The sequence below is a fragment of the Halobacterium jilantaiense genome (genome assembly GCF_900110535.1).
GTDB classification, from domain to species: domain Archaea; phylum Halobacteriota; class Halobacteria; order Halobacteriales; family Halobacteriaceae; genus Halobacterium; species Halobacterium jilantaiense.
Genome location: NZ_FOJA01000001.1, coordinates 395,678 through 408,097 on the forward strand (window position 1 = coordinate 395,678; position 12,420 = coordinate 408,097).

General features: G+C 64.7%; 10 protein-coding genes and 1 tRNA gene. 4 read left to right on the forward strand and 7 right to left on the reverse strand.

Annotation, left to right across the window (positions count from 1 at the left end; translation table 11 throughout):
• From BMW35_RS02125 to BMW35_RS02135, 3 genes are all read right to left on the reverse strand, one after another.
• Positions 1 to 1,530: a bacterio-opsin activator domain-containing protein gene (locus BMW35_RS02125; protein WP_089667611.1), complete on the reverse strand. Its 1,530-nt coding sequence runs from the start codon at positions 1,528 to 1,530 to the stop codon at positions 1 to 3.
• A gap of 48 nt (positions 1,531 to 1,578) precedes the next feature.
• Entirely contained in the window at positions 1,579 to 2,661 is a 1,083-nt protein-coding gene (locus tag BMW35_RS02130) for a sensor histidine kinase (RefSeq protein WP_089667613.1), read from the reverse strand.
• 221 nt (positions 2,662 to 2,882) lie between these two features.
• Positions 2,883 to 3,536 (reverse strand): AIM24 family protein, encoded by a 654-nt coding sequence (locus tag BMW35_RS02135; protein ID WP_089667614.1) that lies wholly within the window; start codon positions 3,534 to 3,536, stop codon positions 2,883 to 2,885.
• A gap of 148 nt (positions 3,537 to 3,684) precedes the next feature.
• Between BMW35_RS02135 and BMW35_RS02140 the strand changes: the two genes are divergently transcribed.
• Complete coding sequence (locus tag BMW35_RS02140; protein ID WP_089667616.1) at positions 3,685 to 5,340, forward strand: ATP-binding protein; 1,656 nt, start codon at positions 3,685 to 3,687, stop codon at positions 5,338 to 5,340.
• A gap of 18 nt (positions 5,341 to 5,358) precedes the next feature.
• Here the strand turns inward: BMW35_RS02140 and BMW35_RS02145 are convergent, their stop codons facing one another.
• The 3 genes from BMW35_RS02145 to BMW35_RS02155 form a co-directional block, all read right to left on the reverse strand.
• Positions 5,359 to 6,648: a glycosyltransferase family 87 protein gene (locus BMW35_RS02145; RefSeq protein ID WP_089667618.1), complete on the reverse strand. Its 1,290-nt coding sequence runs from the start codon at positions 6,646 to 6,648 to the stop codon at positions 5,359 to 5,361.
• A 103-nt stretch (positions 6,649 to 6,751) separates the two neighbouring features.
• Complete coding sequence (locus BMW35_RS02150) at positions 6,752 to 8,443, reverse strand: ATP-binding protein (protein ID WP_089667620.1); 1,692 nt, start codon at positions 8,441 to 8,443, stop codon at positions 6,752 to 6,754.
• Positions 8,444 to 8,631: 188 nt separating this feature from the next.
• Positions 8,632 to 8,952, reverse strand: a complete 321-nt coding sequence (locus BMW35_RS02155; RefSeq protein WP_143052131.1) for a hypothetical protein — start codon at positions 8,950 to 8,952, stop codon at positions 8,632 to 8,634.
• A gap of 464 nt (positions 8,953 to 9,416) precedes the next feature.
• On the opposite strand from BMW35_RS02155, the gene BMW35_RS15240 reads away from it, so the two are divergent.
• Positions 9,417 to 10,019, forward strand: coding sequence for a hypothetical protein (locus BMW35_RS15240; protein ID WP_143052132.1), 603 nt, complete (start codon positions 9,417 to 9,419; stop codon positions 10,017 to 10,019).
• Between the two features lie 123 nt (positions 10,020 to 10,142).
• Here BMW35_RS15240 and BMW35_RS02165 read toward each other — a convergent pair.
• Positions 10,143 to 10,216 (reverse strand) — tRNA-Lys (locus BMW35_RS02165).
• 225 nt (positions 10,217 to 10,441) lie between these two features.
• Here BMW35_RS02165 and BMW35_RS02170 point away from each other — a divergent pair.
• Together BMW35_RS02170 and BMW35_RS02175 are read left to right on the forward strand one after the other, a co-directional pair.
• Positions 10,442 to 11,893 carry a DHH family phosphoesterase gene (locus BMW35_RS02170; protein ID WP_089667625.1) on the forward strand — a complete coding sequence of 484 codons (1,452 nt, stop codon included), beginning with the start codon at positions 10,442 to 10,444 and terminating at the stop codon, positions 11,891 to 11,893.
• A gap of 32 nt (positions 11,894 to 11,925) precedes the next feature.
• Positions 11,926 to 12,411 carry a dual specificity protein phosphatase family protein gene (locus tag BMW35_RS02175; RefSeq protein WP_089667627.1) on the forward strand — a complete coding sequence of 162 codons (486 nt, stop codon included), beginning with the start codon at positions 11,926 to 11,928 and terminating at the stop codon, positions 12,409 to 12,411.
• Positions 12,412 to 12,420 lie beyond the last annotated feature (9 nt).

Sequence of the window (12,420 nt, forward strand, 5' to 3'; positions counted from 1 at the left end):
TCACTGGCGTTCGCCGTCAGCCTCGAAGTACGCGTCGAGGAGCTTCCGCTGTCCGGTACGGAGATGGTGGAGCAGCGTCGACCCCGTGATGTCCAGCGAATCACCGACCTCCTCGGCGGTGCTGCCACGCGGTGACTCGAAGTAGTCGGCGAAGTACGCCGTCCGGAGCACCGTCTCCTGGCGTTCAGTCAGCTCGTCACCGACCTCGTCGCGGAACTCCCTGCTCGTCGACACCGAGTGTTCCCGTTCGCGTTTCGCTGTGACGCTCACGTCGTACTCTCGGGTGACCGCGTGCACCATCCGTCGAACGTCACTGCTCGCCGGTAGCTCGACGACGAGGCGGCCACTCCCGGACTCGAATTCCGCGGCTCGGACCGTGCCCCCGAGCGAGGTGACTGTCACCAGCGGGGTCTTCCCGGTCACCGCGAGTTCTAGTCGGCTGCTGGGGTCGGCTCCGACGACGCGGCCGCGAGTGATACCCGCCGTCTCTTCGGCAGCGGCCGCCACCGCGGCCGCGTTCGCGTCGTCCGCCGAGACGTAGCACAGGAGTTCGTCCGCCTGCTCGGCGACGAGCCCATCGAGACTAAGCGTCGTGTCGGCACGTCGACTCAGCGACGCCAATGCCGTGTCACTCACGTCGAAGACGACCTCTGTCACCGTGTCCGAGAGCAAGAGACTCCGGTTCCGCGCTGCGGTCACGGCGAACCCAGCGACCTCCCCCAGCGTCTCGAAGCTGGTGCGCTCGCGCTCGGACACCGTGTCGAACTCGTCCGTGTAGACGCCGACGACGCCGTGGACGTTCGACCCGTATCGGAGCGGGATGGCCAGCGCCGACTGGACGCCGTCTGCGAACGCCGCTCGCCGTACCGGTCTCGGCACCTCGGGGTTCTCGGGGAGTTCCTGTCGGACTTCCAGTTGTCCCGTGTCGACGGCGACCTCCTCCGGGGTCTGCTCGCTGTCCGCGAGCGCGTCACGGACGGCGTCGAACGTTCTCTCGGTGTCGTCCGCAGCAGCACGGACTTCGAGTTCGTCGCCATCGACCGCGCGCTCGCCGACCCACGCGACCGTGAACAGTTCGGCCGCACCGAATGCCGCACAGATTGCGTCCGCAATCTCGTCACGGGACTGCGCACCGACGAGCCCCCGGAGCACGTCTGCGAGCACCCCCTCGACGACGGCGGTGCGGTCGCGTTCCGCCCGGAGGCGGCTCATCGCTTGTTCGCGACGCCGCCGGTCGGTCACGTCGGCCACGTAGACGGCCGCAGTCGTTTCGCCCGGCACCACCGTCACCGAGAGCCACTTGTCGGGTCCGGGATAGTACTGCTCGAAGTCGGTCTCGTCGATGGATTCGTCGGCGAACGCGGCGCGTAGGGGGTCTTCGACGGATTGCGGAAACGCGTCCGAGAGGGCGTCCCCGACTGGACTATCCGTAACGAGGGTGTCCCGGACGGCGTCGTTGGCCGCTGCGATGATGCCGTCCTCGTTCACTTCGAGAACGCCGACTGGCGCACCGCGAAGGTGGTCATCCATCGCAACCGGCCTCTGTGAGCAGTCGACCCGTGTCAGTCGTGCTAGCGTTCAGCATCGGATTTCGAAGCGCGCACCGCCGTGTTCGGATTCGGTGACCGAGACCTGCCAGTCGTGCGCCTCGACGATGCGTTCGACAATTGCCAGGCCCAGCCCGGTTCCCTGTTCCGTTCGCGTGTACCCCGGTTCGAAGACCGTCTCCCGTTCGGACGGTGGAATCCCGTTGCCGTCGTCGGCGACGTAGACGCCGTTCTCGAGCGCGCCGACGGTCACCGTAATCGCCGCGCTCCCGTCGTCGGTCTGTCGCTCGCGGGCCCCGTCGCGGTGACCGTGTTCGACAGCGTCCTGCCGAGCCTGCGAGTCAGGACTCGTCGAGCCGTGCTCTACGGCGTCATCGGACTGCTCTGCAGTCCGATTGCGTGTCGAACCATGTTCGACAGCGTTCCGGAACAGGTTCTCGAACACTCGGCGGACGCGTCCCGGGTCGGCAGTCACTCGTGGGAGCGCGTCGGTGCTGTCGAGTTCGGCCGACTGCGTATCGACCGACTCCCACGCGTCGGCGACTGCTTCGGCCACGTCGACGTCCGGTTCCGGCTGCACGACCGCGTCCCCGCGTGCGAGCGTCAGAACATCCTGAATAAGTTGCTCCATTCGGTCGTGAGCCCGGGCCGCGGCGTCGAAGTGCTCGCTGTCTCCCGTCTCTTCGGCCGCTCGAAGCCGCGCCTTCGCCACGTCCAGCGGGTTCCGGAGGTCGTGCGTGAGTGCGCTCGCAACGGTCCCGATACCCACCGAATCACCGCTTGCTCGCTCGCGTTCCACCGGTGAGAACACCAGAAACGGGCCGGATTGCTCGCCGACAGACCGCTGCAGGTGGTACGTCTGCGTCCCGTCCTGCGTGCTGAGCGTCGTCTCCACGCTGTCCCCGCGGACGACTCGGTCGACTGGGGGGCTGTCACTCGCGCTCAGTGTCGCAAGCAGGTCCTCAATCGGCGTTCCAGCCGCAGCGTCTCCGAACGCGTCCCCGAACGCGTCGTTGGTCGCTGTGACCGTCAGTCGGTCGTCTGCCTCGGTGTAGCGCACGACTGGCTGCGGAAGCGCGTCGATGGGAATCGAGACGCGCTCGTCGGCGGTCATCACGCAGTCCCTCCCTCGGTATCGACCGCCGCCGTCCGCTGCGGCACGAGAGCGCCACTCGGCATACGTCAGCGTTGAACGGGGAGCCTCATTTAACGTTACTCCATGATTCCGAGTCTGCAACAGCCCCGGAAACGAACCGCGACGACACCAGACCGGGGTGGAAACGCGTCTCTGTCTCTCCTACGTTCGCGGAGAGCAGAGCCTCGACGGCCGACAGGCTACAGTTCCTCGTGCGGCTGGACCACGACGAACCCGCTGGCACCGTCGAAGTCCATCTGGAAGCGCTCACCGGACTCCTGACCGACCATGTCCGAGAGGTTCGTGTTCACCTCGACCTCGGGTGAGACGCCACTCCACGCGACCGTCGCGCTCGGGTCGGTCGACACCGGCGGTTCGAGAACGACCGGGTCACCGTGCGTGGTAATCGCGACTGTCCCGGGGCCTTCGAGATAGACGTTGGTGAAGCCGCCTGCGAACGAGCCGGCCAGACTGTCGATGGTGCTGATCTCGTAATCGACGCCGTCCTCGAACGCGAGTACGTCTTCGCCGTTGACTGTGATGGCCTCACCGGCGTCGAGCTGCAGGACCTGTATCTTCTTCTGCTGGTCCGCGAGATAGACGTCTCCCTGCCCCTCGACAGTCATGACCGGCGTCCCTTCGCCGCTCGCGGCTTCCTTGAGGAATCCCTTGATTCCGCCTTCGGCTGAGGCCGAGCCGGTAAACGAGAGGTCTCCCGTGAACGCCACCATCGACCCTGCTTTTGCCACCAAGCTCCCGTCGACGGCGACGTCGAGCAGGTACTGGTTCTCGAGCTGGAACTGCTCGTCGCTCTCCGTCGGTCCGTGTTCGGACGTGAACTGTGAGACGTCCATACGCTATCGCACTGCGGGCCGCCGGATAAATCCAGACCCGCTGTTTCAGCGCCAGCGAGCGAGCCCGTGAGCCACTCCGTTCAGAGTTGTCCCTAACCACCAGCTTCTTGTCGGCACTGCGAGTCAGTTCTGACTCGAACCAGAAGCGATGGCCCTCCTCTCGACGCTCGCGTCGGTCACTGCACTCGCGACAGCCAGTGCGCTGTTCGGGTACGGCACGTGGCGGACGGCCCAGAACCGCGAGCGACCGAGCGCGGGCCCGCTGCTCGCAGTGCTCGGCCTGCTAACGGTGTGGGCGCTCTTCGCACTCGGGAGTGTACTCCCCGTCCTGTCCGAACTCGACGTCGTCTCGACTGTGTTCTCCCTCGGTCATCTCGGTGCCGGGATTGTCTTCCCCGGCGTCTGGGTCGTGTACGCGCTCAGCTACACCGGTCGCGGGAGCGGACTGAACGTGTGGCGGGTCGCGCTGTTCGTCCCGCTGGTGGTTCCGGCCGTGTTGAGTGGGGTCGTTCTCGCCGTCATGGAACCGGGAGAGTCGGCCGAGGTGCTGCTCGCCCCGCTGTTCGGAACGATACTGTTCCACGCCGTTGCCCTCCTCGTATACGGGGTGTACCGTCTCGTCAGATTCGGGTGGAGCCACCCGCGAATCGCCGAGCGACAGGTGGCTGTCGTGACCGGGGGCATCACTGCACCCTATCTCCTCGTCGTGCTGTGGGACGGGTCGGTTCTCAGGGGTACGGACATCGGGCTGCTCGCCTCGGGCCTGCTGTTGGTCGCCGCAGTCCGCCGCTACCCGGTCGCGTCGGGCTTCCCGGAAGCCGACCACGTCGCCCGGACCCGAGTCGTCGAAACGCTCCAGGAAGCCGTCCTCGTCCTCGACTGGGACGACCACGTGCTCGACGTGAACGACACGACAGCCGAGTGGTTCGGAACCACCGCGGACGCGATGGTCGGCGAGTCCGTCCACGGGGTCGTCGGCGGGCTCGCCGACACCGACCTCGCGGCGGGCGCGACAGGGCGAGTGTCACTGCAGACGGCGCGGGGCCGCCGCCGCTTCCAGTACAGCGTCTCCGCCGTCACCGACGCGTCAGACGGCGACGCGGGAGAGGTCGCGCGAACGCTGCTGCTGCGGGACGTGACGGGGAGCGTGACCCGCCAGCAGCGATTGACGGTGCTCAATCGAATCCTGCGACACAACGTCAGAAACAATCTGGATGCCGCGCTGGCGTACGCCGACCGCGTGACCGACGACGAGATGCGCGAAGGAATTACGGACAACGTGCGGGAGACGCTGGACGTCGCGTCGAAAGCCCGGGACGCGGAGGAAGTGATGAACTCGGTGACCGACGACTCGGAGCCGGTTCGGCTGGCCGACGTGGCAGCCACAGTCGCCGACCAGTTTCGGACCGGTGAGTACGCGGGCACAGTCTCGGTCACGTCTGTCGACGAGCCCGTCGTCCAGTCACACCGGTCGGTGGTTCGGCGCGTTCTCGTCGAACTCGTCGAGAACGCGTTCGTCCACAGCAGCGATTCGGTCGCAGTCGAGGTCGTCGTCCGTGACTGTGACGGCGAGTGGGCGGAAATCGTCGTCGCCGACGACGGTCCGGGAATCCCCGAGGAGGAGCGCGCAGTGCTCGCGTCCGGGACCGAAACGCAACTCGAACACGGCCACGGTATCGGGCTCTGGTTCGTGACGTGGGCCGTCACACGGCTGGGCGGCACAGTCGACTTCGAGGAGAACGACCCGTCGGGGAGCGTCGTCACCGTTCGTCTCACTGCGTCTGGGAACCGTCAGTCGGCGTGACGCGGGCCGTCTCGCTCGTCAGTCGTCCGCCTTCGACACGGCACCCGAGTGGCGCGTCTGCGCGGTGTCGAACCCGCGCGCCCCACACCACGCGAGTATCGAGAGGCAGCCGAGCAGCGGGACAGAGACCACCGTGAGCGACGACGTTGCGACCGCCGAGACGGACTGCTGGACGGCCGTCGGCGTCCCGGCCGCGGCCAGCACCGCGCTGACCTGGGCTGGCTGTATCGGGAACGAGAGCGCAGCGAACCCGGCGAAGAGCAGCGGCTGGTGACGACCAGTGTCGAGGTAGAACAGACAGAGCACGGGGAAGTACAGGTAGAGAACGTACGTCGTGTTCGACGCCGGGGACACGACCAGTATCGCGGTGAGGAACGCGAGAAACGTCGCGAGGCGGTCGGCGACCGTCGCTCCGCTGTTCGCGGCGCGCCACAGAACTGGTGTCACTAGCAGCACCGAAACCACGATGTACGTCACCGGCGGGACGGGCGGTAACAGCTGTGAGAGCGGCCGCGACAGGGACATCGCGAAGAAGTTCGGGGAGACCGTCTCGGCGAAGGCGTCGAGGCGGCTCCGGGAGGCAAGTACCGTCAGGAAGCGCCGGTAGGAGTCGACGCCGAAGAGGACGGCACCGACCGCGAGCCCAGTCACGCCCGTCGCAGTCGCGGCGGCAAGCGCCCGCCAAGCACGCCGATAGAGGAGCCACACGCCCAGAGCCGCGGGGAACATTTTCACGAGTGCTGCGGCTCCGAGCAGGGTCCCAGCGGCTGACTCCCGGCCGTACTCGAGAGCGAGGAACGCGGACGCTAGGGCCAGTGCGACGAGTGTGTCGACTTGGCCGAGGCCGAGCGAGGCGGCGACCGGCGCGCTGCCGACACAACATCCGGTAATCAGGAGGCGGTCCGAACTCGGAAGCCGACCCCGCTGGCGCTCGACGACGTGGACGACGAGAGCCGCGACGCCGAGCGCAGCAGCGACGTTGACCACTGACTGGAGCGCGAACGCCACCAGCCAGTTCTCGACTGGGGCCAGCGGGAGGAACACGAGCACAGACGGCGGCGGATAGACGTACGTCACGCCCGTGATGCCGGTGTCGACGCCGACGAAGGAGCTGCCAGTTAGTGCTGCCGACGCAGCGGCGTAGTAGGCGTGGAAATCCCAGCCGAGGTACGTGGTCGGTGCAAGCACGAAGAAGTACAGCGGCACCAGCAGCCCGCCTGCGATACTCGCGAACAGGAGGGCTCGTCTCGGGTCCAGCCGGGAGAGACGGCGAATAGTGGAGGAGCCGATCAGGCGGCGGTTGGGCATCTTGTGGCGCTGCGACCCCCAGGGGGTTAAGAAGCGACGTGGTGTTGCAGGGGTAGAGAATTTGGTAGACACGCCGGCCTCGCCCGCCCCAATCTGGCGCGTTTCACCGCCGTGTTCGACGCGGAGTCTCACCACGGGGGAGACGCACACGGACGACACTGCCTTCGGAGTCGTTCGCTTCGATGGAGATCTCGCCGCCGAGTCGCGTCACGCTCCATTTGACGAGCCAGAGCCCGATGCCGTGGCCGTGTTTGAGCTGTGCTTCCGTCTCCTCGAACAGCACCTCCCGCTCGTGGTCGGGGATACCCGGACCGTCGTCCGCGACGACCACCGCTACCATCTGCTCTCCGCTCGCTCGGACAGTGATTTCGACACGAGCTGGCGGCTCCTCCGTGTGTGTCACTGCGTTCTCGACGACCTCCGAAATCAGCGTGCGGACGACCGTTCGATGCGACAGAATCGATACCTCACTCGGACTGTCGACGGTTACCTCACGGTCGGTCGCTTCCGACCGGTATTCGTCCGCGACATCGTTGACAACAGCGACGAGATCGACGCGCTCCGGCCTCCCCGTACTCGTGTCCATTATCCGCTCTGCCTCTCTGGCTTTGTCACTGAGTTCGACGAGCTCGGTCGCGCTGTCACGAATTCCGGTCCGTAATGGCTCCTCGCTGACGTGCCCGGCGTTCGCGAGGACGACGTCGAGCTGGTTCCGGACGTTGTGGCGTAGAATACGATTGAGGACGGTGAGGCGCTGCTCCCTCGTCTGCCGCTCGGTCACATCTCGAAGAACGACTGCGCGAGCCACCGGGTCGGCCTCGTCTGGGTCTTCGTTCTGCGCATCGACAGCCGACACGCTGTACTGGAACCGGCGGCGACCGTCCACTGTAGTGAGTGTCACGAGTCCGGTCTCACCCGATGAGAGGTCAGCGTCCGCCAGACCGTCCGCAACGGACTGAACCGGCTCCCCCACTACGTCCTCTGTCGACGCGCCGAAGAGTTGCGCCATCGACTCGTTGGCGTCGACCACTTTCCCCTCCCAGCTGAGTACCACGACGGCCTCCTGAAGCGATTCGACGACGCGGGTCCGTGCGACGGACTCGGACGCTGGAAACCCAGTCAGCACCGGATATCGGCGCACCGCAAGCGTGAACAGCACACCAGACACCAGCAGCCCGGTGGTCGCGCCGCTGTCGACGATGCCCTGTCTCCCGAGCACGGTATCCAGATACGGTCCGCTTATCGCGCCCAGTAGCGCCACGACCTGCGCCGTCGGAAGCGCCGCATGCCGGTAGCCGAGCCGAGCGAGCACGAACGAGCCGTAGACCAGTGACGCGAGTATGTAGAAGAGCGCGGCGGCGAGCAGCGACAGCAACACAGCCAGTATCAAACTCCCCTTAGCTTCGGCCGGGTCCGAGACGATGACAGCCATTATCGCGATGCCGAAGACGACGGGGAGGGCCGCACCGGAGAGGATGAGCAGTCGCCGACGCGTCAACTTCGTGCCTCGACCAGCATACCCGAGGACGTAGACAGTCCACGCGACGGGAGCGAACAACGCCGGGAAGAGACTCGTGAACTCGATCGCGTCGGCCGCCTGCTGCCCCCAGAGCAATCCGCCGAACTCGCCACCGAGAGCCGCGACAGCCCACGCAGTCAGCGCACCGATGGTCCACGCGAACATGGAGGCGTTCGGACGATTCCGGTTCCGGTAGACCGTCAGAGTCGTCCAGCCCAGCAGGCCTGCTGCCGTCGCGTCGAGCGCAATCGCGCTGACTGTCTCGCCCAGCGGCATCAGTGTTCATCCCGAAGAGTGGTCGAAGAAGCACTTGACGGTACCGAACAGGGCATCCAGCAGGAACGGTGATAGAAGCAAGCCCTCGAATCCCGTCTGAATACGAGCTGCGAACCTAGCACGTAGTGGACCGGTAATCGAACGGCCGAACTTGGTCAGTACCGTCTGCGAGCTGTCCGCAACGGCAGCTAGCAGATGGAGTACGAAGCGAAGAGTGCTCCATCATCTCGGATTCGTGCGAACGCGTTGCCGAAGCATTTGGTGGTTCGGATTTCGGTATTCTCGGTAGTATTCAGCGCTGTGATGGCAACGTCGAAGGTCTCGATTCCCTCCGGCTCAATCTCCGCAACGTCGTATGCAGTGCGTTCCGAACCGGGTTCGAGAGCGTAGGTCTCGTTGTGGACTGTCGTGTTCGTGCCGCTACGGATGACTCGCACGTGGACATCTACACGCTGGTTCCAGTTATTCTCCAACTGCACAGAGTGGTGTGGGTCGGGTTGGTCGTCCAAACAACTCCATCCACAGACCGTCGTGGTTACTGTTCGGCTTGTCGTCGGTTCAGTCGTCGTTGGAACAGTGTCGGTCGTCGATGGCGAGTCTTGAGGTGCCGCGGCCGGCGATAGACAACCAGCAGTCAGGAATACCACCGCCAGCAGCATGGGGACCAATCGGGATGAAGAAGCCATATTGCGTGATTGTTGCAGCTAAGATGAAAGTTTTGTGTCGTCCTCTGTAGTCAGCAAAGATTACCGCAAATAATCGGCAAGTCCGGCATCCCGTTGTTGCGTGTCTTTTCTCCCACGCGTCACACTCTCTACGGAAGCTTAGTGGTATGTGACAGAAGTCGACAAGAATGTCTATGGACAGGTTCGTTTCACATCTTCGTGTATGGAACACGATCTAGGTGGGTGTGCGTAGGGTTAGTTTTCTGACTCCCCACAAAGCGTTTCACTTACTGTCATCGAGGTGGAATATGCACACGTCCTCGCGGTCAAAATTGTTGGTCGCCCTCTTTGTTATCTTGGTGACGGCCGGGTGTCTTGGAACCCCAATCGGGGATGGCCCACAGACGACAAGTGCCCACACTACGGCTGAGTCGGAATTGCCAGCCGAACCGATGAATAGCACGCTTACCGTAACAAAGACACTGAACGAGACGTACACGTACCACGAGAAGAACGACACCATCGAATACATAGAGGAGTATCGGGTTGAGGAGAATACCACGTCAGGAGAGAGGGTGACGGAGCCAGTGTACGGGACTGCGGATGCGGACACGTGGCTCAAATATACAGCCCCATCAGTTGGAGCGAGCCAAGTTAATGGTGCCCTCAATACTCACTTCCAGAACCAGTCTCTGGAGCACATTTCTACGGCCTCCTATGAGAACTCAACGCTACAAATAGCAGTCGTATGGGAGCGATATGCGGTCGCTGACGTTACCGAAACACCGAGGATTCCACAAGACGCGCTACGCACTTATCTCCCAGACACCGTCGATGTGTCCCTCATTGTTGACGGAAGAGAATATACACATACGTATCCGGTCGTGGTAATTGAGCGAACAAAGCAATAACTCCTGTACCTCGAAACGAACTAACGTCGAAAAACGAGCGTATCTGTACCGTCTAATCCCGAAACCCTACAAAGTAACAGCCAAGCCGCTAGCAGCCTGACTCAGTATCCGTCTTCGAGAAAGCGGGCCGGGCGCGATTTGAACACGCGACCGACGGATTAAGAGTCCGTCGCTCTGCCAGACTGAGCTACCGGCCCGAACGCATCCAGTCCTTGCCGGGTGATACTAAAATACGTTCTGATTCGGAACAATCACCGGCCGACGGTACCAGTAGGTGCGTTGAGATGATGTGGTTGGCCAACCAGCCCGTCAGCACGGACACGCGCTCAGTGACACTGATGCCCGACAGTTGAGCGTTGCGTGCCGCGTGACTGCGGGAGGTCGGAAAGGGTAAGTGACGGCCTCCGCAATTCGGGCACAACATGAGCAGCCGGGCCACCATCTCCTCGATGTCCACGTACGCCATTCTTGGCTGTGGCAGCGTGGGGCACGCCGTCGCAGAGGAGTTGGTCGAACGGGGGAAAGACGTCCTCATCGTCGACAAGGACGAGTCGCGGGTGGAGGCGCTCCGCGATCAAGACCTGAACGCACAGGTCGCGGACGTCCGGGACGAGGCGGTTGCGGGACTCGTCGAGGACCGCGACGTCGTCCTCATCATGGCGTCGGACGTCGACGCCAACGAGGCCGCGGTGGAGAACATCCGCGGCCGGAACGACGACCAGTTCGTGGTGGTGCGTGCGAGCGACCCAGTGACGAGTGACGAGCTCACCGAGCTCGGGGCGGACGTCGTCATCAATCCGTCGTCGGTCATCTCGGACGCGGCGCTGCGCGCGCTGGAGTCCGGCGAGCTCGAATACAAGGCCCGCCAGCTCGGCGACGTGGTGTCGGCGACTGAGGGCCGGCTTGCAATCGTCACACACGACAACCCTGACCCGGACTCGATTGCGGCCGCGGCCGCGCTGCAGGCCATCGCCGGCCACCTCGGCGTGGAGGCGGACATCCTCTACTTCGGGGACATCGGCCACCAGGAGAACCGCGCGTTCGTGAATCTGCTGGACATCGAGTTGACGCACTACGGCGACGTGGACATCGACGACTACGAGACCGTCGCGCTCGTGGACCCGGCGAAGGCCGGCGAGGTCGAGGTAGACCGCGACGTCGACATCTTCATCGACCACTTCGAGTTCGAGGGCGACATCGAGGCGGAGTTCGCAGACGTCCGCCCGAACGTCTCCGCGACCTCCACCATCCTCACGAAGTACATCCAGGAGTTCGACCTCTCCGTCAGCCAGGCGGTCGCGACCGCGCTGCTGTACGGCATCCGCGCGGAGACGCTGGACTTCCGCCGGGACACGACGCCGGCGGACCTCACGGCGGCGGCGTACCTCTACCCGTTCGCGGACCACGACACCCTCGAACAGGTGGAGTCCCCGAACATGAGCCCGGAGACCCTCGACGTGCTCGCCGAGGCCATCGCGAGCCGCGAGGTTCAGGGCAGCCACCTCGTGTCGAACGCGGGGTTCATCAGCGACCGGGACGCGCTCTCGCAGGCCGCCAGCCAGCTCCTGAATCTGGAGGGCATCACGACCACCGCGGTGTTCGGCATCGTCGAGGACACCATCTACCTCGCCGCGCGCTCGAAGGACATCCGACTGAACATCGGGCGCGTGCTCGCCGACGCGTTCGTCGACATCGGGGAGTCCGCCGGTCACTCGACGCAGGCCAGCGCGGAGATTCCGCTCGGCATCTTCACCGGCATCGAGACGACCGAGGACAACCGCAACACGCTGCTGGAACTCACCGAGGAGGCGGTCACGCGGAAGCTCTTCGACGCGATGGGCGTCGAGTCCGAGAGCGGGAGCAACGGGAACTGACGGCGCGTTGCGGTCGTCGGCACCGCCTCTCGATGAGCGACGACTCGACACCTGACGGCGACGACCCCCGAGCTGAACTGTTCGTCCGTCCCTTCGGCTACGTCAACGATACGCCGGTCGTGCGGCGGCTCGGCGACAGAAACTGCTTCCTCGGGAACGCCACCGCGGCGTCACCCGACTGCGAGCGTACCTTCGAGCACGTGCTGTCGCTGACCGAGACGCCACAGCCGGCGACGACACACCACCGGCCGCTGACGGACGACGCGAACAACGACTGGGCCGCGTTCGCGGCCGCGGTCGACACCGCACGTCGACTGCTCGCGCGGGACGGGTCGCTGCTCGTGCACTGTGAAGCCGGCGTCTCGCGGAGCAGCGCGGTCGCCGCGGCGGCGCTCGCGGTCGCCGAGAGCCGTCCGTTCGTGGACGCCCTCCACGAGGTCCAGGACGCTCGCCCGCACGCCGTGCCGCACCCGGCGCTGCACGAACTCGGCGTCGAGTACGTCGCAGCACAGCAGTGAGAGAGCAGC

Excerpts from the sequence above, each read along its gene's own strand:
- BMW35_RS02125 (WP_089667611.1), bottom strand. The coding sequence starts at position 1,530 with ATGGATGACCACCTTCGCGGTGCGCCAGTCGGCGTTCTCGAAGTGAAC.
- BMW35_RS02130 (WP_089667613.1), bottom strand. The coding sequence starts at position 2,661 with ATGACCGCCGACGAGCGCGTCTCGATTCCCATCGACGCGCTTCCGCAG.
- BMW35_RS02135 (WP_089667614.1), bottom strand. The coding sequence starts at position 3,536 with ATGGACGTCTCACAGTTCACGTCCGAACACGGACCGACGGAGAGCGAC.
- BMW35_RS02140 (WP_089667616.1), top strand. The coding sequence starts at position 3,685 with ATGGCCCTCCTCTCGACGCTCGCGTCGGTCACTGCACTCGCGACAGCC.
- BMW35_RS02145 (WP_089667618.1), bottom strand. The coding sequence starts at position 6,648 with ATGCCCAACCGCCGCCTGATCGGCTCCTCCACTATTCGCCGTCTCTCC.
- BMW35_RS02150 (WP_089667620.1), bottom strand. The coding sequence starts at position 8,443 with ATGCCGCTGGGCGAGACAGTCAGCGCGATTGCGCTCGACGCGACGGCA.
- BMW35_RS15240 (WP_143052132.1), top strand. The coding sequence starts at position 9,417 with ATGCACACGTCCTCGCGGTCAAAATTGTTGGTCGCCCTCTTTGTTATC.
- BMW35_RS02170 (WP_089667625.1), top strand. The coding sequence starts at position 10,442 with ATGAGCAGCCGGGCCACCATCTCCTCGATGTCCACGTACGCCATTCTT.
- BMW35_RS02175 (WP_089667627.1), top strand. The coding sequence starts at position 11,926 with ATGAGCGACGACTCGACACCTGACGGCGACGACCCCCGAGCTGAACTG.